Annotated in this window: 19 protein-coding genes; 16 read left to right on the top strand and 3 right to left on the bottom strand. The window is 60.4% G+C overall.

The window, feature by feature from the left end; all coding sequences use genetic code 11:
• Window positions 1-748 precede the first annotated feature (748 nt).
• Window positions 749-1,192 (bottom strand): stage V sporulation protein AC, encoded by a 444-nt coding sequence (gene spoVAC / locus J9789_RS03655; RefSeq protein WP_209342491.1) that lies wholly within the window; start codon window positions 1,190-1,192, stop codon window positions 749-751.
• Window positions 1,193-1,313: 121 nt separating this feature from the next.
• On the opposite strand from spoVAC, the gene J9789_RS03650 reads away from it, so the two are divergent.
• The 9 genes from J9789_RS03650 to J9789_RS03610 all read left to right on the top strand — a co-directional run bounded on the left by J9789_RS03650 (window position 1,314) and on the right by J9789_RS03610 (window position 9,242).
• On the top strand, window positions 1,314-1,964 hold the full coding sequence (locus J9789_RS03650; protein WP_209342489.1) for a MerR family transcriptional regulator: 651 nt from the start codon (window positions 1,314-1,316) through the stop codon (window positions 1,962-1,964).
• Window positions 1,945-2,262, top strand: coding sequence for a YbjQ family protein (locus tag J9789_RS03645; RefSeq protein WP_087338966.1), 318 nt, complete (start codon window positions 1,945-1,947; stop codon window positions 2,260-2,262). Before J9789_RS03650 ends, J9789_RS03645 begins: the two co-directional genes overlap by 20 nt.
• A gap of 3 nt (window positions 2,263-2,265) precedes the next feature.
• Entirely contained in the window at window positions 2,266-2,985 is a 720-nt protein-coding gene (locus J9789_RS03640) for an ABC transporter ATP-binding protein (protein WP_209342487.1), read from the top strand.
• Window positions 2,978-4,564 carry a hypothetical protein gene (locus J9789_RS03635; RefSeq protein ID WP_209342478.1) on the top strand — a complete coding sequence of 529 codons (1,587 nt, stop codon included), beginning with the start codon at window positions 2,978-2,980 and terminating at the stop codon, window positions 4,562-4,564. The genes J9789_RS03640 and J9789_RS03635 overlap by 8 nt, the downstream gene beginning before the upstream one ends.
• A gap of 91 nt (window positions 4,565-4,655) precedes the next feature.
• The gene (locus J9789_RS03630; protein ID WP_209342477.1) at window positions 4,656-6,545 is read left to right on the top strand and encodes a S41 family peptidase; all 1,890 of its coding nucleotides are present in this window, start codon (window positions 4,656-4,658) and stop codon (window positions 6,543-6,545) included.
• A 163-nt stretch (window positions 6,546-6,708) separates the two neighbouring features.
• A complete protein-coding gene (locus tag J9789_RS03625) occupies window positions 6,709-7,431 on the top strand; it encodes a WecB/TagA/CpsF family glycosyltransferase (RefSeq protein WP_209342472.1) in 723 nt (240 codons plus the stop codon).
• A 1-nt stretch (window position 7,432) separates the two neighbouring features.
• Window positions 7,433-8,104 carry a deoxynucleoside kinase gene (locus J9789_RS03620; RefSeq protein ID WP_209342470.1) on the top strand — a complete coding sequence of 224 codons (672 nt, stop codon included), beginning with the start codon at window positions 7,433-7,435 and terminating at the stop codon, window positions 8,102-8,104.
• A 12-nt stretch (window positions 8,105-8,116) separates the two neighbouring features.
• Window positions 8,117-8,662 (top strand): DJ-1 family glyoxalase III, encoded by a 546-nt coding sequence (locus J9789_RS03615; RefSeq protein WP_209342461.1) that lies wholly within the window; start codon window positions 8,117-8,119, stop codon window positions 8,660-8,662.
• Window positions 8,652-9,242, top strand: coding sequence for a 5-formyltetrahydrofolate cyclo-ligase (locus J9789_RS03610; RefSeq protein WP_209343702.1), 591 nt, complete (start codon window positions 8,652-8,654; stop codon window positions 9,240-9,242). Before J9789_RS03615 ends, J9789_RS03610 begins: the two co-directional genes overlap by 11 nt.
• Window positions 9,243-9,269: 27 nt before the next feature.
• Here J9789_RS03610 and J9789_RS03605 read toward each other — a convergent pair whose 3' ends face one another.
• Window positions 9,270-9,422, bottom strand: coding sequence for a hypothetical protein (locus J9789_RS03605; protein WP_209342459.1), 153 nt, complete (start codon window positions 9,420-9,422; stop codon window positions 9,270-9,272).
• Window positions 9,423-9,524: 102 nt separating this feature from the next.
• Between J9789_RS03605 and mltG the strand changes: the two genes are divergently transcribed.
• The 6 genes from mltG (at window position 9,525) to J9789_RS03575 (ending at window position 16,055) form a co-directional block, all read left to right on the top strand.
• Window positions 9,525-10,745: an endolytic transglycosylase MltG gene (gene mltG / locus J9789_RS03600; RefSeq protein ID WP_209342457.1), complete on the top strand. Its 1,221-nt coding sequence runs from the start codon at window positions 9,525-9,527 to the stop codon at window positions 10,743-10,745.
• On the top strand, window positions 10,738-11,952 hold the full coding sequence (locus J9789_RS03595) for a U32 family peptidase (RefSeq protein WP_209342455.1): 1,215 nt from the start codon (window positions 10,738-10,740) through the stop codon (window positions 11,950-11,952). The genes mltG and J9789_RS03595 overlap by 8 nt, the downstream gene beginning before the upstream one ends.
• 87 nt (window positions 11,953-12,039) lie before the next feature.
• The gene (locus J9789_RS03590; RefSeq protein ID WP_209342453.1) at window positions 12,040-12,531 is read left to right on the top strand and encodes an RNA polymerase sigma factor; all 492 of its coding nucleotides are present in this window, start codon (window positions 12,040-12,042) and stop codon (window positions 12,529-12,531) included.
• Window positions 12,528-13,937, top strand: a complete 1,410-nt coding sequence (locus J9789_RS03585) for a hypothetical protein (protein WP_209342452.1) — start codon at window positions 12,528-12,530, stop codon at window positions 13,935-13,937. Before J9789_RS03590 ends, J9789_RS03585 begins: the two co-directional genes overlap by 4 nt.
• A 305-nt stretch (window positions 13,938-14,242) precedes the next feature.
• Complete coding sequence (locus tag J9789_RS03580; RefSeq protein WP_209342451.1) at window positions 14,243-15,400, top strand: iron-containing alcohol dehydrogenase; 1,158 nt, start codon at window positions 14,243-14,245, stop codon at window positions 15,398-15,400.
• Window positions 15,401-15,530: 130 nt separating this feature from the next.
• On the top strand, window positions 15,531-16,055 hold the full coding sequence (locus J9789_RS03575; RefSeq protein WP_209342450.1) for a hypothetical protein: 525 nt from the start codon (window positions 15,531-15,533) through the stop codon (window positions 16,053-16,055).
• 52 nt (window positions 16,056-16,107) lie between these two features.
• Here J9789_RS03575 and J9789_RS03570 read toward each other — a convergent pair whose 3' ends face one another.
• Window positions 16,108-16,629, bottom strand: a complete 522-nt coding sequence (locus tag J9789_RS03570) for a hypothetical protein (protein WP_209342449.1) — start codon at window positions 16,627-16,629, stop codon at window positions 16,108-16,110.
• Between the two features lie 479 nt (window positions 16,630-17,108).
• Here J9789_RS03570 and alaS point away from each other — a divergent pair, with 479 nt between their 5' ends.
• Window positions 17,109-19,781, top strand: a complete 2,673-nt coding sequence (gene alaS, locus J9789_RS03565) for an alanine--tRNA ligase (protein WP_209342448.1) — start codon at window positions 17,109-17,111, stop codon at window positions 19,779-19,781.
• Window positions 19,782-19,797: the final 16 nt, after the last annotated feature.

The following is a 19,797-nucleotide window of genomic DNA, read 5'->3' as shown; positions in this document are numbered from 1 at the left end:
CTGTTGTGAAAGAGACCGTATTGTCTCTTCACTTATGGGATTCCCACCACTCAGAGTTGCACACTTGCGTACACCCAAGGCCGGAAAAAATTTTTTGCCGGCATTTTTGTAAAAATGGGCATAAAAAAAGCAGGCCTTCGCCTGCACTTCAAAGTCCTATAAACAGCACAACCCCCCGGCCATCCAACGTGACCGGGGGGCTACTTTTCGACCTGGGGTTCAATCACTAGACTTACCTCGACTTTCTACAGATTTGCCACGCAGTCAGAAAAATCAGATCTTGAGGTTTTCTCTGCTCACTGTCTCCTGCAACGCACTACCCCGATTTCCGTCTTCAGCGAACTTCGCATCTGAGGTGTCCGGGTACTCTCGCTTCAATGAGTCTGTTGGGAACACGTGTTGCCTGAAATTGCTCTTCCAAATTCGCCTGACCTTGCAGTACCCAGAGTACTTCAGTCCTCCCAAATCCTTTGATCCATTTACCGAATTCCTAAACCTTCCTGGAATCTGCTGATCGTTCAGAACTTGTGGACTCTGCTGCGCTGTCTGATCGCTTGAATTTTTCCGAAACCTCTGATCTTTTTGTTCTGTCTGCGATTAAGCTTTGGCTAGCTGAGCTTTTATCAGCCCATTGGGTTCACCTCTTTCTTTTCTGGCTTTATTATACTTCCCGGTCCAGCGTTTGTCAAGCTCTTTTTGTTCGTTTTATACTATTTTTCAAAATAAGCCGATATCCCCTTATGGCACATTAGCCATAACCAAGGAAGACCAGCACAACGCCGTACACCACCGAAGCGCTGATGCCATAGACCAGCACCGGCCCCGCGATGGCGAACATCCGGGCGCCCACGCCCAGCACCAGGCCTTCGCTTTTGAACTCCAGCGCGGGGGAAGCCACTGCGTTGGCAAAGCCGGTAATGGGCACCAGGGTACCTGCCCCGGCGTGCTGCGCCAGCTTGTCAAACCAGCCCAGGGCGGTAAAGAGGGCGGAGAGGAAAATCAGGGTCACAGAGGTGGCCGTCCCCGCGTCGGTCTTATCCATGCCCCAGCTCTGGTACAGATCCCCCAGTCCCTGGCCCAGGGTGCAGATCAGTCCCCCCACCAGAAAAGCCCAGATCAGGTCCTTCCACAGCGGGGAAGGCTTGGCCATTCCCGCCACATAGCGGCCATATTCTTCGTTGGTCATGTCCATGGTACGCGCCTCCTTTCCCTCTAGTATGTCCGTCAGTGAAAGGAATATGTACGGTATTCGAATTTTCTCTTGACTTTCCACCTTGTAGAAGGTATACCCTGTTACCACGGAGGTGAGTTCTGTGAAGATCAATGAGGTGGAGCAGCTGGTGGGCATTACCAAGCGCAACATCCGCTTCTATGAAAAGGAAGGACTGCTGAACCCCGGCCGCAACGCGGACAACGGCTATAGGAACTACACCGACGAGGATGTGGAGGCTCTGCGTAAGATCAAACTGCTGCGGAAGCTGGACGTGCCCATGGATGAGATCCGGAAGATGCAGCAGGGCGTGCTGACTCTGGACGACGGTCTGCGCCGGCACATCATCCAGCTGGAGCGGGAGCAGGCCAATCTGGCCACCATCCGCTCCCTGTGTCAGACCCTGGCCGATGCCGGCGAGCAGCTGACCAACCTGGACGCCAACCATTGGCTGGAGGAGATAGACCGTATGGAGGAGGAGGGGACCCGATTTGTGAATATCCGCAAGCACGACACCGTTACCCGGTACGCCGGGCCCATCATTGCCGCCCTGGTGTTCATCGCCCTGATGGCGGGACTGATGGTGTTGATGATCTGGGGCGTGACCGTGGACCCGGAGGAGGCCCCGCCCATCGGCCTGACCATTTTCCTGGTTGCCATCCCGGTGGTAGTCATTCTGGGCGTGCTGCTGGCCCTTTGGCAACGCATCAAGCAAATTAGAGGAGGAGAAGAAGATGCTGCTTCTAAATATTGAATACATTCCCGACAAAAAGATCCGCGCCCTGGGCATCGCCAAGGGCAGCGTGGTCCAGTCTAAAAACTTCGGCAAGGACTTTATGGCCGGCATGAAGACCCTGGTGGGCGGTGAGATCGAAAGTTACACCCAGATGCTCACCGAGGCCCGCCAAATTGCTACCAAACGGATGGTGGATGACGCGGAGGCCATGGGGGCCGACGCCGTCATCGGCGTGCGCTACGCCTCCGCCTCTGTCATGCAGGGCGCGGCGGAGATCACCGCCTACGGCACTGCCGTTCAGATCCTGGAGGAGTAAACCATGCTGAAGATCGAGCATTTTTCCAAGACCTATCCCGGCGGAAACCGTGCGGTGGACGACCTGTCCCTCCACGTTGCACCGGGTGAAATCTTTGGGTTCATCGGCCACAACGGCGCCGGCAAGACCACCACGCTGCGGGCGGTCTCCGGTGTAATGGACTTTACGGAGGGCACCATCACCATCGACGGCCACAATGTGCGCACCGACGCCCTGGCCGCCAAAAAGGTCACCGCCTTCCTGCCGGACAACCCAGACCTGTACGACTTTCTCACCGGCATCCAGTTTCTCAACTTCATTGCCGATCTCTACGAGATCCCCGGCGACGCCCGGCATAAGCTGATCGGCAAATACGCCGACGCCTTCCAGCTCACCGGCAGCCTGGGCAGCCCCATCGGCAGCTATTCCCACGGTATGAAGCAGAAGCTGGCCCTCATCTCCGCCCTCATCCGGCAGCCCAAGCTGCTCATTCTGGATGAGCCCTTCGTAGGTCTGGACCCATCGGCCGCCCATCTGCTCAAGCAGTTCTGGGCGGAGCTGTGCGCCAGCGGCAGTTCCGTGTTTTTCTCCACCCATGTGCTGGAGGTGGCGGAAAAGCTGTGCCATCGGGTGGCCATTATCAAGGGCGGCAAGCTGATCCGTATGGGCGTCACCTCCGAGCTGGTGGGGGATTCCACCCTGGAGGATGTGTTCCTGGAGCTGGAGGGGGATGGCCATGGCTAAATTCCCCGCTCTGCTGTGGCTCAACTTCCGGGCCCTGCTGGCCACCATGCGGGTGGGCCGCAAAAAGCGGTCCTTCTCCGGTATCGGGGCGCTGGCTCTGTTGGCCGGTCTGTCCATCTATATTTCGGGTGTATACAGCTCCCTGCTGGCCGGGCAGCTTGCCACGGTGGGCGCCCTCCCCCTGCTGCTGGTGCTCATGTCCCTGGTGGCGGTGATCCTGGGCTTTTTCTTCTCCCTTTTTGCCGCCCAGGGGGTGGTTTTTGGAGCCAAGGACAACGATTTGATGCTGGCGCTGCCCATCTCCCCCTTTGTCCTCATGCTCTCCCGCACCCTGGCCCTCTATCTGGAGAACCTGGTGTCCACCGTCTTTGTGCTCCTGCCCGCCGGGGTAATCTACCTGTGGTACGGCGGTCCGGGCGGCTGGCCGGTGCTGCCTTTGCTGCTGCTCTCCTCGCTATTTCTTAACCTGCTACCCACCCTGCTCACCCTCATCGTGGGCTTTGTGCTGGCCTGGCTGGCCGGGCGTTTTCCCCGAAAGGCGCTGGCCTCCTCCCTGGCCCAGCTGGTCCTGCTGGCGCTGCTGCTGGCGGGCTCCATCTGGCTGAGCACCTCCATGCACAACGTGGGCACCGCCGTCCCCGCCATCCTGACCTTTTTCCAGGGCTGGGGCCGCCCCTTCCTTATGCTGGCCAACGGCGTCAGCGGCGGGGACCTGCTCCAGCTGCTGGCCCTGTATGCCCTGTGTCTGATCCCCTTCCTGGCGGTGGTGTGGCTGTTCGCCTGGCAGTATAAATCCATCATCACCCGGCTGTCTACCCACCGCACCCGCTCGGACTACAAGTTGGGCAAGCTGTCCGCCTCCGGTCAGCGGGGCGCCCTGCTGCGCAAGGAAGCCCGCCGGTGGTTCGGCACCCCCAGCTACGTATTCAACACCGGCATCGGTCTTCTGATGCTCCCGGGTGCCGGGATCGCCGCCTTGATCTATCGGGAAAGCATTGCCCAGTTCCTGACCATGGCCCGCGGCCTGTCTCTGGCTCCTCTGCTCATGGTGGGCATCGGGTTCTGCCTGTCCACCGTGGCCATCACCGGCTCCTCCATCAGCCTGGAGGGCAAGCAGCTCTGGCTGCTCCAGTGCGCTCCCGTCCCGGTCACCACCATTCTGGGAATGAAGGTGGCCTTCCAGCTTCTGGTGGTCCTGCCCTTTCTGGTCGTCAGCTGGGTCATGCTCTCCCTGGCCTTCGCCCTCTCGCCGGTGGAGTGGGTACTGCTGCTGGCGGACAGCCTCCTCTTTGCCCTCCTGTGCGCCCCCTTCGGTCTGTGGATCAACCTCCACTTCCCCAAGCTGGACGCCGTCAACGACGTCATCGTGGTCAAGCAGTCGGCCTCCGCCATGCTGTCCACCTTCCTGCCCATGGTGTTGGTACTGGCCTTTTTCCTGCTGTGGGTATTCGCGCAGAATCTTTTGGGCAGCCTAGGGATGCTGCTGCTCTATGGCGTTGTGCTGGCTGCCGCCGCTCTGGTCTTTCTCTTGCTGCTCATCCGGCAGGGGGAGCGGCTGTTCCACCAGCTTTCCGATTGATGACAAATTGCTACAAAACGGGGACGGGCCTTGCGCCCGCCCCCGTTTTGCTTTACAATGGGGGTTACATAATATGGAATGGAGGTCCGCCATGAAACTTCGTTTCCGCCTGCCCGCCGCCGCGCTGGCCCTGACCTTGCTTCTCACGCCCATGGCCCAGGCATTGACGCCTGATCAGGCCCTGGTGCTGTTGGATACCTTTTATATTGATCCCCTGCCTCAGTCGGTCACAGAACAGACCACCGTATCCGGCATGCTGGAGGCCCTGGGCGATCCCTATACCCAGTACTTTACCGCCGAGGATCTGGCCGCCTTCAACGCCTCCCTCTCCGATGTTCACCAGGTGGGTGCCGGTATCTCCATGACCATGGGGGAGAGCGGCCCGACGGTGGCCCGTGTGATTGCCGGCTCCGCCGCTGAAAAGGCGGGGCTGCTGCCCGGCGATGTGCTTACCGCCGTGGACGGCCGCACCCTGGAGGGGGCGAGCCTGGAGGACGTCAGCGACCTGCTCTCCGGCCAGGAGGGCACCTCCTTTCAGCTGACCTATCTGCGGGATGGCCAGTCCCACACCGTGACCCTCACCCGCTGCGCCTTTGTGGTGCCCACCGCCTATGCCCAGCTGGTGGACGACCATATCGGCTACCTCACCTGTGACGCCTTCGGGGAGGAGACCACCAACCATGTGGCAGAGGCCCTCACCACCTACGCCAACCAGGCCGACCACTGGATCATGGACCTGCGCAACAACGGCGGCGGCAACATGGAGACCGCCCTCCAGATGATCGGCTGCTTTACCGGCCCTGCCGACCGTTTGTCCTATCTGATGCAGCAGAATGGAGCCGTCTCGGCCGACGGCACCAGAATGCCCCAGCTCAGCGACGAACCCCTTATCGTGCTGACCAATCTCTACTCCGCCAGCGCTTCCGAGCTCTTTGCCGCCGCCATCCGGGATACCGGTTCCGGCCTGCTGGTGGGCGGCCGCACCTACGGCAAGGGGGTCGCCCAGGTGCTGCTGGACGCCAGCCTCTTCCCCGACTGCTTTTCCGAGGGCGACGCTCTGAAGGTCACCACCTACCGCTTCTTCGGCCCCGGCCGCTCCAGCAACGACACCATCGGCGTCATGCCCCACCTGCTGGTGGACCAGGATCTGGCCGATGAGACGGCAGTCCTGCTCTCTGCCCCCGAGCCCCAGGGCAGCACCAGCGGCATGGTGCGCATCGACTGGAACGGCGCCTGGTACATCGACCTGGAGCAGGCCTGCTCCGATGAATGGAAGGCCGTCTTTACCGCCCTGCTGGAGGCTCTGCCGGACGGCGTGCTCATCCGCCAGGGGACCGGCAGCGGATGGGAGGCCACCTCCGCCGGCGCTCTGGCTGCCGCCTGCAGCCTGACCGACTACACGCCCCGGAGATTCAACGACACCGACCAGTCCCCCTATTCCGACGAGATCGACCTGCTAACCACCTACGGTGTGCTGCTGGGCGCCGGGGATGGCTCCTTCCACCCCACCCAGACCCTCACCCGGGCTCAGCTGTGTACCCTGCTGGCCCAGGCGCTCCATTGCAAAATGCCCACCGGAGAGAGCAAGTTCTCCGACGTGTCCATGGATTCCTGGTACGGCCCTGCGGTCAATGCCCTGGCCTCCATGGGGCTGGTAGCCGGTGTAGGCAACGGCCGCTTTGACCCTGACGCGCCGGTCAGCCATGAGCAGTTCATCACCATTCTGGCCCGGCTGGGCCGGCGGCTGGATCTGGATTTTATGCAAACCTGGCGGGACTGCCCCGACACGGCCAGCGCCGAATATGCCGATTACGCCTCCTGGGCCTGGGAATCGGTCTGGCTGCTGGATCAGGATGAGGACGGCCTGCTGTGGGCCGCTCCGGCGGACATTGACCCCACCGGCGCCACCACCCGGGAGGAGGCCGCCGCCCTCACCTGCACCCTTCTGTGCCGCCTGAACCTGCTGCCCTCTCTGCTCTGAAAAAACGCGTCCTTCGCTCCGCGGAGGGCGCGTTTCCGGCTTTCTTCACAGAAACTTTATCTTTTCCGCCCCCCTTTCTCCCTGTTTCCGCATGGACTTTTCCACGCGGCTATGGTAGAATGGTGTGAAATTATGGACTTGATCCAATCGGAGGCAATTTGTTTTGAGGACAGATGTTTTGGGCGTCGGTTTCGACGACCTGACGTTAGAGGAGGCCGTGGAGGCCGGTGCCGGCCTGGTGGAGGCCGAGGGCTTCCACTACGCCGTAACGCCAAACCCCGAGTTTCTCCTGGCCGCCCGGAAGAATCCCGAATTCCGGCAGGCCCTGCTGGGCGCCGACCTGGTGCTGGCCGACGGCATCGGCGTGATCTATTCCGCTAAGATCCTGGGCCGCCCCCTGAAGGGCAAGGTACCCGGCATTGACTTTGCCCAGCGGCTGCTGGCCTGGATGGCCAATCACGGCAAGCGGCTCTTCCTGCTGGGCGCCAAGCCCGGCGTAGCCGAGCTGGCCGCCGCCAACCTGAAGAGCACCTACCCCGGTCTCATCATCTGCGGCACCCATGATGGTTATTTTAAGGAGGACGGCCCCGTGGTGGAGGAGATCCGCGCCGCCTCCGCCGACGTGGTCTTTGTCTGCTTGGGCGCTCCCAAGCAGGAGTTCTGGATGGTAAACAACGGCCCTGCAACCGGCGCCCACCTGATGATCGGACTGGGCGGCTCCCTGGACGTGTTTGCCGGGGTGGTGGAGCGGGCGCCCAAGGCCTTTCAGAAGCTGGGGCTGGAGTGGCTCCACCGACTCATGAAGGAGCCCAAGCGCATCGGCCGCATGGCCAAGCTGCCCCTGGTGCTGTGGTACGCCCTGGGCGCCCGGATCCGGAGGCGCTGACATGGCAGGAAAGCTCATCGTATTTGAGGGTACCGACGGCTCCGGCAAGTCCACCCAGTTCAAGCTGCTGTGCCAGCGGCTGGAGCAGGAGGGCATCTCCTTCCGCCGTCTGGTGTTTCCCCAGTATCAGGAGCCCTCTTCCGCTCTGATCCGTATGTACCTGGGCGGCGAGTTCGGCTCCCACCCCTCCGACGTGAACCCCTATGCCGCCTCCACCTTCTATGCGGTGGACCGGTATGCATCCTGGAAGAAGGTGTGGGGAGACTATTATCAGTCCGGCGGATTGGTGCTGGCCGACCGGTACACCACCTCCAACGCGGTCCATCAGGCCTGCAAGCTGCTGGAGGACCAGTGGGAGGCATTTTTCCACTGGCTGTTTGACTTTGAGTGCTCCAAGCTGGGCCTTCCCTTCCCCGACCAGGTGGTCTACCTGGACATGCCCACCGAGCGGGCAGTGGAGCTGCTGCGCAGCCGGGAGGAGGCCACCCATACCAAGGGCGACATCCACGAGGTGGATACCGAGTATCTGGCCCTGTGCCGCCGCACTGCCCTGCGGGCAGCCCAGTGTCTGAACTGGAAGCGGGTCCCCTGTGTCAATGAAGAAGGCAATCTGCGCTCCATCGAGGAGATTCATCAGGACATCTGGGCTCAGGTAGCCCAAACTATAAAATGAGGTGCTGTTAGTATGGTAGCGATTTTACTGGGAACTGGTTTTGAAGAGAGCGAAGTCATCGTCCCCACCGACCTGCTCCGTCGCGCAGGCGTAGAGGTTGCTCTGGTGGACCTGAATGGCCGCCAGGTGACCAGCAGCCACAACGTCACCATGACCGCCGATCTGGCTCTGGATGAGCTGGACCGGGACCAGGTGGATATGCTCATGCTCCCCGGCGGACTGGGCGGCGTGGAGGCCATCAGCTCCGACATGCGCGCACAGGCTCTGATCCAGTATTGCTATGACCACGGCCGTTGGCTGGCCGCCATCTGCGCCGCTCCCACCATTCTGGCCAACCTGGGTATGCTGGACCGCCGCAACGCGGTGTGCTACCCCGGCATGGAGGACCTGATGGGCTCCGCCGTGGTGCAGAAGGGCTCCCCTGTTGTGGTGGACGGCCACATTGTCACCGGTGAGGCCGCCGGCTCCGCCTTTGCCTTCGGCCTGAAGCTGGTGGAGATCCTCAAGGGCACCGCCGTGGCCGCCCAGGTGAAAGAGAGCGTCCACTATCACGGCTGAGAAAGAAGATCTGCGCCGTCAGGCGCTGGCCTGGCTGGCCGCGCTGTCTTTACAGGACAAAAAATCGGGGGACGACGCTCTGTTCCGCCGCTTTTTGTCCCTGCCCCAGACCAGGGCAGCCCATACGATCCTGCTCTATTGCGGCATGGGCACTGAGCCGGACACTCTCCGGCTGCTGCCCGCCCTCTTTGCCGCCGGCAAACGGATCTGCCTGCCCCGGTGCCTGCCGGGGAACCAAATGGAGGCCCGGCTCGTCCAACCGGACAGCAGTCTGATCTGCCATCCCTACGGCATGCTGGAGCCGGGCACCGATTGCCCCCTGGTATCGCCGGAGGAGATCGACCTGGTCCTGGTGCCCGGTCTGGCCTTTGACCGCTCCGGCGGTCGTCTGGGCCGGGGCGGCGGCTACTATGACCGGTGGCTGGCCCACTTTTCCGGCGTCACTGCCGCACTGTGCCGGGATGGATTGCTGATGGATGCCGTTCCCCGTCTTCCCCATGATCTGGGGGTGGATCTGGTCATTACCGAGACCGGCCTGTACGGCCCGTCCGCTTCAGGGACGGGGAAAAGCGGGGCCTAAGCCCCGCCTCCCCGCGGTACGTACGGCTTAGCAGCAGCCGTCGTTGCAACCGCAATTGTTGTTGCAGCCGCAGTTGTTGCCGCAGCTGTTCCCACCGCCGCAGCAGCAGCACAGCAGGATGATGATCAGGATGATCCACAAGCAGCTGTTGCCGCCAAAACCGTTATTGCCGAAACACATATCGTCTCACCTCACTTGCTTTAACTGACCTATTCTATGCAGTGCGGTGAGCACTGGTTCCGGCAGTCCACTGTTTTTTTGATTCGGTTAGGAGTTGAACCTATGTCTCAGGAAGATTATCGCAGCGAGGGCCGTCGGGAGACTCACTCCCGGGCAAGCCACAGCGGGAAACGTCTGGCTCCTTCCAGCCGCTCCTCCAGTCGCGCCGCCCATCGCACCACGCCGGAGGGCGAGCCCCGTCCCTCCCGTCCCCGCAAAAAGCGCAAACGTCTGGGCTCCTGGGGGATCCTCATCTATGTGATCTGTGTCCTGGGCGCCTCCCTCCTGCTGGCCGGCGTGGGCTGGCTGTGGGCCAATGACGTTCTGGCCCTGAACAAGGACTACCACACCGCCGTCGTGGAGATCCAGGAGGGCGATACGGTATCTCAGGTGGCCGACAAGCTAAAGGAGCAGGGACTCATTGAGTACAAGTCTGTCTTCAAGCTCTTCTGCACCTTCACCCATGTCTCCGGCAAGGCCGGCGACGACGATGCTAAGATTACCCCGGGCAGCTACGAGCTGAACACCGACATGGATTACCGTGCCCTGATCAGCAGCATGGGCTCCAGTTCCGCCAACCGGCTCACCACCACGGTGACCATCCCCGAGGGCACCACCGAGGCCCAGATCTTCGAGATGCTGGAGAAGGCGGGCGTGGCAACGGTGGAGGATCTGACTGAAACGGCTGCCAACTACGACTTTAAGTTCTCCTTCCTCCAGGGCGTGCAGCCCCTGGGCGACGCCAAGCGTCTGGAGGGCTACCTCTTCCCCGACACCTATGAGTTCTATATGGGCGAGGACCCGGTGAGTGTGCTCAATAAGATGATCCTCCGCTTTGACGAGATCTTCACCGACGAGATGCGCCAGACCATGACGGACAAGGGCATGACGGTGAACGACGCCGTCATCATCGCCTCCATGATCGAGAAGGAGACCGACGGCACCGACCAGAGCAAGATCTCTTCGGTCATCTACAACCGTCTCAATAACCCGACCAGCGAGACGGCGGGCTATCTGAACATCGACGCCACTATCCTGTACGCCACCGGCGGGACCAAAGTGGATACCCAGGCGGATACCCCCTATAACACCTATACCCACAAGGGGCTTCCTCCCACGGCTATCTGCTGTCCCGGTGTGGATGCTCTGAAGGCGGCGGTGAACCCCGACTCCAACAATTACTATTACTATGCGCTGGGCGACGATGGGGTGCACCACTTCTTCCGCAGCAGCAGCGAGCATCAATCCTTCCTCAATAGCCAGGAGCTGTACAACAATGACTAAACAAATCGAACTGCTTTCCCCCGCCGGGGACATGGAACGGCTGAAAATGTCCCTGGCCTACGGGGCGGACGCGGTCTACCTGGCGGGCAACGACTTCGGCATGCGGGCCTTCGCGGGCAACTTCACCCCCGATGAGATGCGTCAGGCGGTGGAGCTGTGCCACAGCAAGGGCGTGTCCATCCACGTCACCTGCAACACCATGCCCCGCAATGATGAGGTGGCCCGGCTGCCTGAGTGGCTGGAATACCTCCAGGACCTCGGGGTGGACGCCGCCATCGTGGCCGACGTAGGGGTGCTCTCCCTGCTGAAGAAGCACGCCCCCAAGGTCAAGGCCCACATCTCCACCCAGGCCAGCATCTCCAACTATCAGGCCGCCCGGGCCTGGTACGACCTGGGCGCCAGCCGGGTGATCCTGGCCCGGGAGCTCTCTCTGGATGAGATCCGGGAGATCCGGGCCAAGGCCCCCAAGGAGCTGGAGATCGAGGCCTTTGTCCATGGCGCCATGTGCGTCAGCTATTCCGGCCGCTGCCTGCTCTCCAACTATATGACCGGCCGGGACGCCAACCGGGGCGCCTGCGCCCAGCCCTGCCGCTACAAGTATGCGCTGATGGAGGAGAAACGCCCCGGAGAGTATTTCCCCATCGGCGAGGATGAGGGGGGCGCCTTCATCATGAACTCCCGGGACATGTGCATGATCGACCACATCCCGGAACTGATGGAAGCTGGTCTGACCTCTCTCAAGGTGGAGGGCCGCGCCAAGAGCGCCTACTATGCCGCTGTGGTCACCGCTGCCTACCGCCACGCCATCGACGCGGCAGCCGCCGGCCAGCCCATGGACCCGGTGTGGCGGGAAGAGGTGGATAAGGTAAGCCACCGTCCCTACTCCACCGGCTTCTACTTCGGGCAGCCAGGCCAGTACACCGGCGACGCCCGGTACGTCCGGGAGTGGCAGGTGGTAGCCATCGTCACCGCCTGCGATGCCGACGGCAACGCCACCCTCTCCCTGCGCAACAAGTTTGCCGCAGGGGACGAGCTGGAGCTGGTGGGCCCCGATGTGGCGGCCACGCCCTTCGTAGCCCCCGCCATGGAGGACGAAAACGGCTGGCCTCTCACCGAGCCCCGCACTCCCCAGATGGTATTCCGCATGAAACTGCCCCACCCGGTGCCCCCTCTGTCCATTGTCCGGGCCTGCCGGGAAAATTCCTGATAAAAAAAGTCCAGGCGAAGTTCGCCTGGACTTTTTTGTGACCTGTGGCCCGGTCCAGTCGTTATATGGGTGAAAGGAGGCGGTACAATGAAAGAACAGGACCCATTGCTCCGCCGGTTTGAGACATCCTATTCCGCCCATGGCGCCGCGGTCTACCGACTGGCCATGGTCTATCTGGGCCGCCCGGCAGACGCCGAGGACGTGACTCAGGAGGTCTTTCTCAAACTGCTGTATAAAGCGCCCCCCTTTGCCGACGGGGAGCACGAAAAGCGCTGGCTGCTGCGGGTGACCGCCAATCTGTGCCGGGACCAACTGAAGGGCTTCTGGCGGCGGCACACCGTGGCCCTGGACGAAAGCTGCCCCCTGCGGTCAGAGGAGGACCGGGCCTTGCTGGAGACCATCCTGGCTCTGCCTGAGACCTACAAGGGCCCCATCCATCTCCACTACTACGAGGGCTATTCCGTAGCAGAGGTAGCCGAGATCCTGAAGCTGAGCCAGTCAGCGGTGAAAATGCGGCTGAAGCGGGGCCGGGAACTGCTGAAACTGGAGCTGGACGCCGGATGGGAGGGAAGCGTATGAACACCCGGGATTATCGCAATGTAATGGAGCAGCTGACCCCAGCCCCCGATCTGGAGGGGCGCATCAAAGCAGGGCTGACTCAGCAGCCCAGGCGGCAGGCACACCCCCGCAGGCTGGTTGGAAAGGTGCTGGTGGCAGCTGTGGCCATCGCCTGTACCTTTATGGTGGCTATGGCGGTGAGCCCCCAACTGCGGGCGGCTGTGCTCACCCTCTTCCACCTGGAGGAGACCGAGCAGGTGCCCGGCCCTGTTAGTGAACTGCCAGAAGAGCCGGAGATGACCCAAAATACCATCGCCCAACAGGTGGAGGCCCAGTATATCCGCCTGCCCAACGCCGGGTCGGGCTACAACTACGGCATCGGTACCCTGTTCCAGGTGGAACGGACCGACGACGGCTCCATTCTGTCTTTCCACTACTGGGCAATCGAAGAACATGAGCTGGTTCCTCTGGAGACCCGCACCACCGCGTTTTCCACCACCTGGGAGGGCGTGACCTACACCGACACGGTCTACTGGTGTGAGTATGAGGGGGCAATCTCCTGCTATAACAACGGCACCGCCGGCTATGCCCTGGACTACGACTGTAATACCATCGCCATCCCCGGCTCCACCGACAGCGTCATCCTCCGGCTCAGCCAGGGCAGCCAAATGGACTACCGGGAGTATCCTATGCTGCTGAACCTGGAAACAGGAGCGGTCACCGACCTGCTGGACGGAACCGACTGGGAAAAGGCCGCTCCCCTGACCAATGTGCGGTGGACAAATGATCTGTCCGCCGCCATCTTGTCCAGCGATCGCATGGGCTGGTTCTACTGCGACCGGGCGAACAAAACCACAACCTCTCTGGACGAGCTCACCGGCCTGGAGGTATTCAGCGCCTGGTTTGGACAGGATGGCACATTGATCCTGCTGACCCGTTACGGGGACTGCTACGATGTCTGGACCTGGCAGCCGAACAGCGGTACTCTGAAGCGCACCTTCTCCCAGTTGCCGGTCTACCAGAACAACGAGGAGAACACTCACGGCTTCCAGTTCTTCTTCGGCGGCGGACGAGGGATCTACGTGGCAGAGGATGGTACCGTATCGGTGCTGGACCTGGCCACCGGCGGGACCACCACCGTGGATGGTTTCTCTCTATCCCAGTGGGAGGGCACCACTTCCTTTATTGCCAACCCTTCCGGCACCAAGGTCCTGTTTGCCAGTTATGATGGCACCGCCGATGGGCTGGGGATCTCCAGCCTGGGTGTGATGGATCTGGAGGCAAGCACGTTTATCCTCCTTGACCGGGAAAATTATGACGCCCTGTATGAGGGCAGTCTAGGCTGGTTCGACGGAGACCGGGTAGCCGTAACCGCCCACGGGAAGGATGACTACACGGAAACCTATCTCTACCTCTACCGCTTCTAAACGATCAAACAGCCCGGGCCATGATTGGCCCGGGCTGTTTTTTTACGCTCTTTCGTTCCGGAAATAGATTGTTGTTATGTTCACGACAAGCCAAAACCGGTTCCACAATTTCCCTTGTCCAGCCGGTACATCTGCCCGTTTCCCTTTCAAATATTATAGTTATATTTTTAACTTATACGTCTCAAAAATAACGAAATTATGTTAAAAAATAAACTTTTCAAAACTTATTGGCTTCTTTATCATATTAAACTATACTTGCGTCAATCACTGGGGCGCAACCGCCCGTCATAAGGAGGAAACCGGCAATGTCCACCTACTACTTTCTGCCCACCCGCAATGTGTTCGGCGAGGGAGCCGTCAACGAGATCGGCACGCTCATGGGCTGCCTGAACGTCAGTCACTCCATGATCGTCACCGACAAGTTCCTGGCCCAGTCCGGCATGGCAGCCTCCATCCAGGAGATCCTGTCCGGCTCCAGCATCCGCTCCGTGGTCTTTGACGGCGCGGAACCCAACCCCACCGACAAGAACGTAGAGGCAGGCGTAGCCTTTTTCCAGGAAAACAACTGTGACTCCATCATCTCCCTGGGCGGCGGCTCCTCCCATGACTGTGCCAAGGGTATCGGCCTGGTAGCCAGCAACGGCGGCACCATCCACGACTACGAGGGCGTAGACAAGGCCACCCGCGACGTGGTGCCTCTCATGGCAATCAACACCACCGCCGGTACCGCCTCGGAGATCACCCGCTTCTGCATCATCACCGACACCACACGCAAGGTCAAGATGGCCATTGTGGACTGGCGGGTCACCCCCAAGATCGCCGTCAATGACCCGGTGCTCATGCGCGGCATGCCCGCCTCCCTCACCGCCGCCACCGGCATGGACGCCATGACCCACGCCATTGAGGCCTACGTCTCCACCGCCGCCAACGTGCTCACCGACTCCGCCGCCCTGATGGCGGTCAAGATGATCTACCAGTACCTGCCCAAGGCGGTGGCCAACGGCGACTACATGAAAGCCCGGGACAAGATGGCCTATGCCCAGTATCTGGCGGGCATCGCCTTCAACAACGCCTCCCTGGGCTATGTACACGCCATGGCCCACCAGCTGGGCGGCTACTACAACCTGCCCCACGGCGTGTGCAACGCCATTCTGCTGCCCTATGTGGAGGAGTTCAACCTCATTGGCAACTTGAACCGGTTCCGGGATCTGGCCCAGGCCATGGGAGAGCAGATCGACGGTCTGTCCACCGGGGACGCCGCCGCCAAGGCCATCCAGGCCATCCGCACCATCAGCCGCCAGGTAGGCATCCCCGCCAACCTGAAGATGCTGGGCGTCAAACCGGAGGACTTCGGTGTTATGGCGGAAAACGCCATGAAGGACGTCTGCTGTCTCACCAATCCCCGCAAGGCCACCAAGGAGCAGATCATCGAGATCTACCGCCGGGCCTACGAGGGCGAATAAAAGCTTTCCGCCGGGCGTGCCTCCGAGCACGCCCGGCTTTCTCATCATCTCCAATTTATTGTTTTTCAATAAAATTGCATTGACTTTCCGATTTGCCCATGGTAGGATAGCCCCGAAAGGAGCGATTGCTATGACTCCCTCTCCCGCCTCCCGGTTTGGCGGCTTTGCATCGGGGCACTTCGTGATCACCGCCCTCTGCGCTTGTCTATTATTCTTTAATGCACCGGGGATCTTGTCTCTGCCCGATCCCTTGCCTGCCGTCTTCATGATGGCACTCTACCTTCCGGCTGGCTGGGTGGTATCCTGTCTCCGACGCTGGACCCGACCCATACGAAAGGAAGGCGTAAAGGCCGTCCTCTATCCTGCCCTGGTAGCCTGGGCCTGGGCTTTGGGAGGATGGCTGCTGTTTATCGTGGGCCTGTCCTGGCCGCTGGCAGGGTCTGTCGGCAGTCTGATGCTTCTGTCCAACTACTTCCTGGCCACCCCCTCCTTCATGCTGATGCTGACCGGCCTCCAGAGCGATCTGACCTTTACCACCCTGGCTTTTTCCCTGCACTGGTACGGTCTTATGTTTCTGGCTGGACTGCTGCCGCCGCTGCTCTTCTTCCTGGGGTCTTTGCTCCCCCACCCGGCAAGGAAAAAGGATACGACTTAAAAGAAAAACGGCTCTCAGTCAATACTGAGAGCCGTTTTTGGTAGCAGAATGCTTAAAACATATCTTTATCAAGCCCTGTGACCTCATAAAATTCGTCTGAGTATTTGATCAAGGAATAATCAAATTCAGCTTGAATTTTCTTGACATAAGAAAATGGATCAGGGATAGGCGTTATTTCTAACTCAGTCTGAATCCTTTGGAGCGCAAGTTCCTGCCCATCAAAAAGATTTTTCATATCTTCTTCTAAAAAAGCGGTGAAATCATCCTCGTTGCTCCAATAGATTTGTTCCAGAGGATTTGAATTCTTGCAAGATAGCACCAGACCAAGGAAATCCTCAAAATGGTAAGATAACGGATTGACATACTTGTTGTATAAAGCGTATGGGCTAACAGAAAAAACCATGTCGTCAAAGCCATCAATCATACAAAATTGTACACCATCAACACCGAGTCCCGCAAAGATTTTAGCACCAATAGGGATGCAAAAATCATCATAATCATCAGATTCTTCTAGGCCAATCACACGTTTATCAACATCTAAGGCCATAAATTTTTCAAAACATGATTTTTCCATAGCTTAGCCCTCCTGGAATCATCTACAGATTCGTGAGTAGGAATAGAAGTATGAAAATAGCACCTTTTTCAAATAACAGTCCCCATTTTTGAAACTGTATGCCAATTACATTGTATCATGCAGACGCCAAAAGGCAACAGCTGTTATTGCGGTGGCTGAAGTGATGTTGTCGGAGACGCCGTGAAAAGACGGTTGACAAGTGAGAAAAATATGATAGAATAAGACAGTTAAAGGCTGTGACGAAGCCAAGCAGGCCACGCCGCGACAAGCGAGAGGGGACGGTGAGAGCCCTCCGCGACACGGGTCCGCAAGCCACTTCTGAGCCGCCCGGGAGGACCGGGACGATTCATCCCCGTTACCGGATGCAATGAGATGCGCCCTTCGGGCGTAGATCAGGGTGGTACCGTGGAGTAAACTTGCTCCGCCCCTGACAGTGTCGGGGGCGGGGCTTTATTTTTTGACAGAGGAGATTGAATCATATGCCTAAGAAGTACGGCCTGAACGAGCTGCGCGAGATGTTCCTGTCTTTCTTCGAGACCAAGGGCCATCTGCGCCTGCCCAGCTTTTCCCTCATTCCCCAGAATGACGCCTCCCTGCTGCTCATCAACAGCGGCATGGCGCCCATGAAGCCCTTCTTCACCGGTGAGCAGGAGCCTCCCCGCCACCGTGTAACCACCTGCCAGAAGTGCATCCGCACCGGCGACATCGAGAACATCGGCCACACCGCCCGTCACGGCACCTACTTTGAGATGCTGGGCAACTTCTCCTTCGGCGATTACTTCAAGAAGGAGGCCATTCATTGGGCTTGGGAGTTCCTGACCTCCCCCGAGTGGGTGGGCCTGGACCCCAACCGCCTCTACCCCTCCGTGTTCGCCGGCAATGAGACCACCCCCGCCGACGACGAGGCCTTCCGCATCTGGAACGAGGAGATCGGCATTCCCGCCGAGCGCATTTTCAAGTTCGGCAAGGAGGACAACTTCTGGGAGCACGGCTCCGGTCCCTGCGGCCCCTGCTCCGAGATCTACTATGACCGCGGCGAGAAGTGGGGCTGCGGCAAGCCCGGCTGCACCGTGGGCTGCGACTGCGACCGCTATATCGAGGTGTGGAACGTGGTGTTCTCCCAGTTCGACAACGACGGTGAGAACCACTACACTGAGCTGAAGCAGAAGAACATCGACACCGGCATGGGCCTGGAGCGTCTGGCCTGCGTGTGCCAGGACGTGGCCTCCCTGTTCGACGTGGATACCGTCATGAACATCACCAACAAGGTGAGCGAGATCACCCACGCCCACTACGGCGAGACTGCCGCCAAGGACGTGTCCCTGCGCGTGATCACCGACCACATCCGCTCCGCCACCTTCATGATCTGCGACGGCGTGCTCCCCTCCAACGAGGGCCGCGGCTACGTGCTCCGCCGTCTGCTCCGCCGGGCTGCCCGCCACGGCAAGCTGCTGGGCGTCAACGACCCCTTCCTGTATGAGGTGTGCGACACCGTCATCCACGAGAACGAGGGTCACTACCCCGAGCTGCGGGAGCGCCAGGACTATATCACCAAGGTCATCCGTACCGAGGAGGAGAACTTCGCCCGCACCATCGACGGCGGCATGAAGATCTTCAGCGAGCTGCTGGAGGACCACAAGGCCAAGGGCGAGACCGTGTTCTCCGGCGCCGACGCCTTTAAGCTGTACGACACCTACGGCTTCCCCATCGACCTGACCATCGAGATGGTGCAGGAGCAGGGCATGACCGTGGATCAGGATTCCTTCCAGAAGCTGATGCAGGAACAGAAGGAGCGTGCCCGTAAGGCCCGCGAGGCTCTGGGCGATCTGGGCTGGGCCGGCGCGGAGTTCGGCAAGGACGTGCCCGAGACCCAGTTCGTGGGCTATGACCACACTTCCATCGACGATGGCAAGGTGGTTGCCCTGGTGGTGGAGAACGAGCAGGCCGAGGAGCTGATGCCCGGCGTGGAAGCCATCGTGGTGCTGGACAAGACTCCCTTCTACGCTGAGATGGGCGGCCAGGTGGCTGATCACGGCACCATCACCACCGCCGGCGGTGCCAAGTTCCAGGTCACCGACGTGCAGAAGAACAAGGGCGGAAAGTATATGCACTACGGCAAGCTGGTGGAGGGTTCCCTAAAGCTGGGCGATACCGTCACCGCCTCCATCGACGTGCCCCGCCGCAAGGCCATCATGCGCGCCCACTCCGCCACCCACCTGCTGGACAAGGCTCTGCGCACCGTGCTGGGCGACCACGTCCATCAGTCCGGCTCTCTGGTGGAGCCCGACCGTCTGCGCTTCGACTTCACCCACTTCTCCGCCATGACCGCTGAAGAGCTGGGCCAGGTGTCCGCCATGGTCAACGAGGCCGTGCTGGAGGGCTACAATGTCCACACCGACGTGCTGTCCATCGAGGAGGCCAAGAAGCGCGGCGCCATCGCCCTCTTCGGCGAGAAGTACGGCGACACCGTCCGTGTCGTTGACATGGGCGAGGGCTACTCCGTGGAGTTCTGCGGCGGTACTCACCTGGACAACACCGCCAAGGTGGGCGTGTTCCACATTGAGAGCGAGTTCTCCGTGGCCTCCGGCGTCCGCCGTATTGAGGCTACCACCGGCGCTCAGTCCCTGAAGATCATGAACCAGAACCAGCAGAAGCTGTTTGAGGCCGCCGCGGTCCTGAAGACCAAGCCCAGCGAGCTGCGGGAGAAGGCCGAGCAGACCATCAGCGAGCTGCGTGAGCTCCGCCACATGGTGGAGGGCTTCAAGGCCAGAGAGGCCGTGAACCAGGCCGGTAACTTCCTGATGGGCGCCAAGGACGTGGGCGGCCTGAAGGTGCTCACCGCCACCCTCAATGACGCCGATGCCGACCGTCTGCGCAAGATGGGCGACTTCCTGCGAGACAAGGACTCCAGCGTGGTGGCCGTCCTGTCCAGCGTGAAGGACGACAAAATCACCTTCCTGGCGGTGTGCGGCAAGGACGCCGTCTCCAAGGGCATTAAGGCCGGCGACCTGGTGAAGCAGGTCTGCTGCTGCTGCGGCGGCAAGGGCGGCGGCAAGCCCGACAGCGCTATGGGCGGCGGCTCTGACGTCCTCAAGCTGGACGACGCTCTGGCCAAGGTGGACAACTTTGTTGCCGATAAGCTGGGCCTCTAAGCCCCCCTTCCACAGA

It is taken from the genome of Flavonifractor sp. AGMB03687 (genome assembly GCF_017811815.1).
Classification (GTDB): Bacteria; Bacillota; Clostridia; order Oscillospirales; family Oscillospiraceae; genus Flavonifractor.
Note: the sequence above shows the minus strand (reverse complement) of the source record. Positions and strands in the feature narration are given on the sequence as shown.

What these genes read in the sequence shown, in the direction of transcription:
- J9789_RS03640 (WP_209342487.1), top strand. Translation starts at nt 2,266, where the DNA reads ATGCTGAAGATCGAGCATTTTTCCAAGACCTATCCCGGCGGAAACCGT.
- J9789_RS03570 (WP_209342449.1), bottom strand. Translation starts at nt 16,629, where the DNA reads ATGGAAAAATCATGTTTTGAAAAATTTATGGCCTTAGATGTTGATAAA.
- J9789_RS03575 (WP_209342450.1), top strand. Translation starts at nt 15,531, where the DNA reads ATGACTCCCTCTCCCGCCTCCCGGTTTGGCGGCTTTGCATCGGGGCAC.
- mltG (WP_209342457.1), top strand. Translation starts at nt 9,525, where the DNA reads ATGTCTCAGGAAGATTATCGCAGCGAGGGCCGTCGGGAGACTCACTCC.
- J9789_RS03615 (WP_209342461.1), top strand. Translation starts at nt 8,117, where the DNA reads ATGGTAGCGATTTTACTGGGAACTGGTTTTGAAGAGAGCGAAGTCATC.
- J9789_RS03580 (WP_209342451.1), top strand. Translation starts at nt 14,243, where the DNA reads ATGTCCACCTACTACTTTCTGCCCACCCGCAATGTGTTCGGCGAGGGA.
- J9789_RS03605 (WP_209342459.1), bottom strand. Translation starts at nt 9,422, where the DNA reads ATGTGTTTCGGCAATAACGGTTTTGGCGGCAACAGCTGCTTGTGGATC.
- J9789_RS03630 (WP_209342477.1), top strand. Translation starts at nt 4,656, where the DNA reads ATGAAACTTCGTTTCCGCCTGCCCGCCGCCGCGCTGGCCCTGACCTTG.
- J9789_RS03645 (WP_087338966.1), top strand. Translation starts at nt 1,945, where the DNA reads ATGCTGCTTCTAAATATTGAATACATTCCCGACAAAAAGATCCGCGCC.
- J9789_RS03635 (WP_209342478.1), top strand. Translation starts at nt 2,978, where the DNA reads ATGGCTAAATTCCCCGCTCTGCTGTGGCTCAACTTCCGGGCCCTGCTG.
- J9789_RS03585 (WP_209342452.1), top strand. Translation starts at nt 12,528, where the DNA reads ATGAACACCCGGGATTATCGCAATGTAATGGAGCAGCTGACCCCAGCC.
- alaS (WP_209342448.1), top strand. Translation starts at nt 17,109, where the DNA reads ATGCCTAAGAAGTACGGCCTGAACGAGCTGCGCGAGATGTTCCTGTCT.
- spoVAC (WP_209342491.1), bottom strand. Translation starts at nt 1,192, where the DNA reads ATGGACATGACCAACGAAGAATATGGCCGCTATGTGGCGGGAATGGCC.
- J9789_RS03590 (WP_209342453.1), top strand. Translation starts at nt 12,040, where the DNA reads ATGAAAGAACAGGACCCATTGCTCCGCCGGTTTGAGACATCCTATTCC.
- J9789_RS03620 (WP_209342470.1), top strand. Translation starts at nt 7,433, where the DNA reads ATGGCAGGAAAGCTCATCGTATTTGAGGGTACCGACGGCTCCGGCAAG.
- J9789_RS03595 (WP_209342455.1), top strand. Translation starts at nt 10,738, where the DNA reads ATGACTAAACAAATCGAACTGCTTTCCCCCGCCGGGGACATGGAACGG.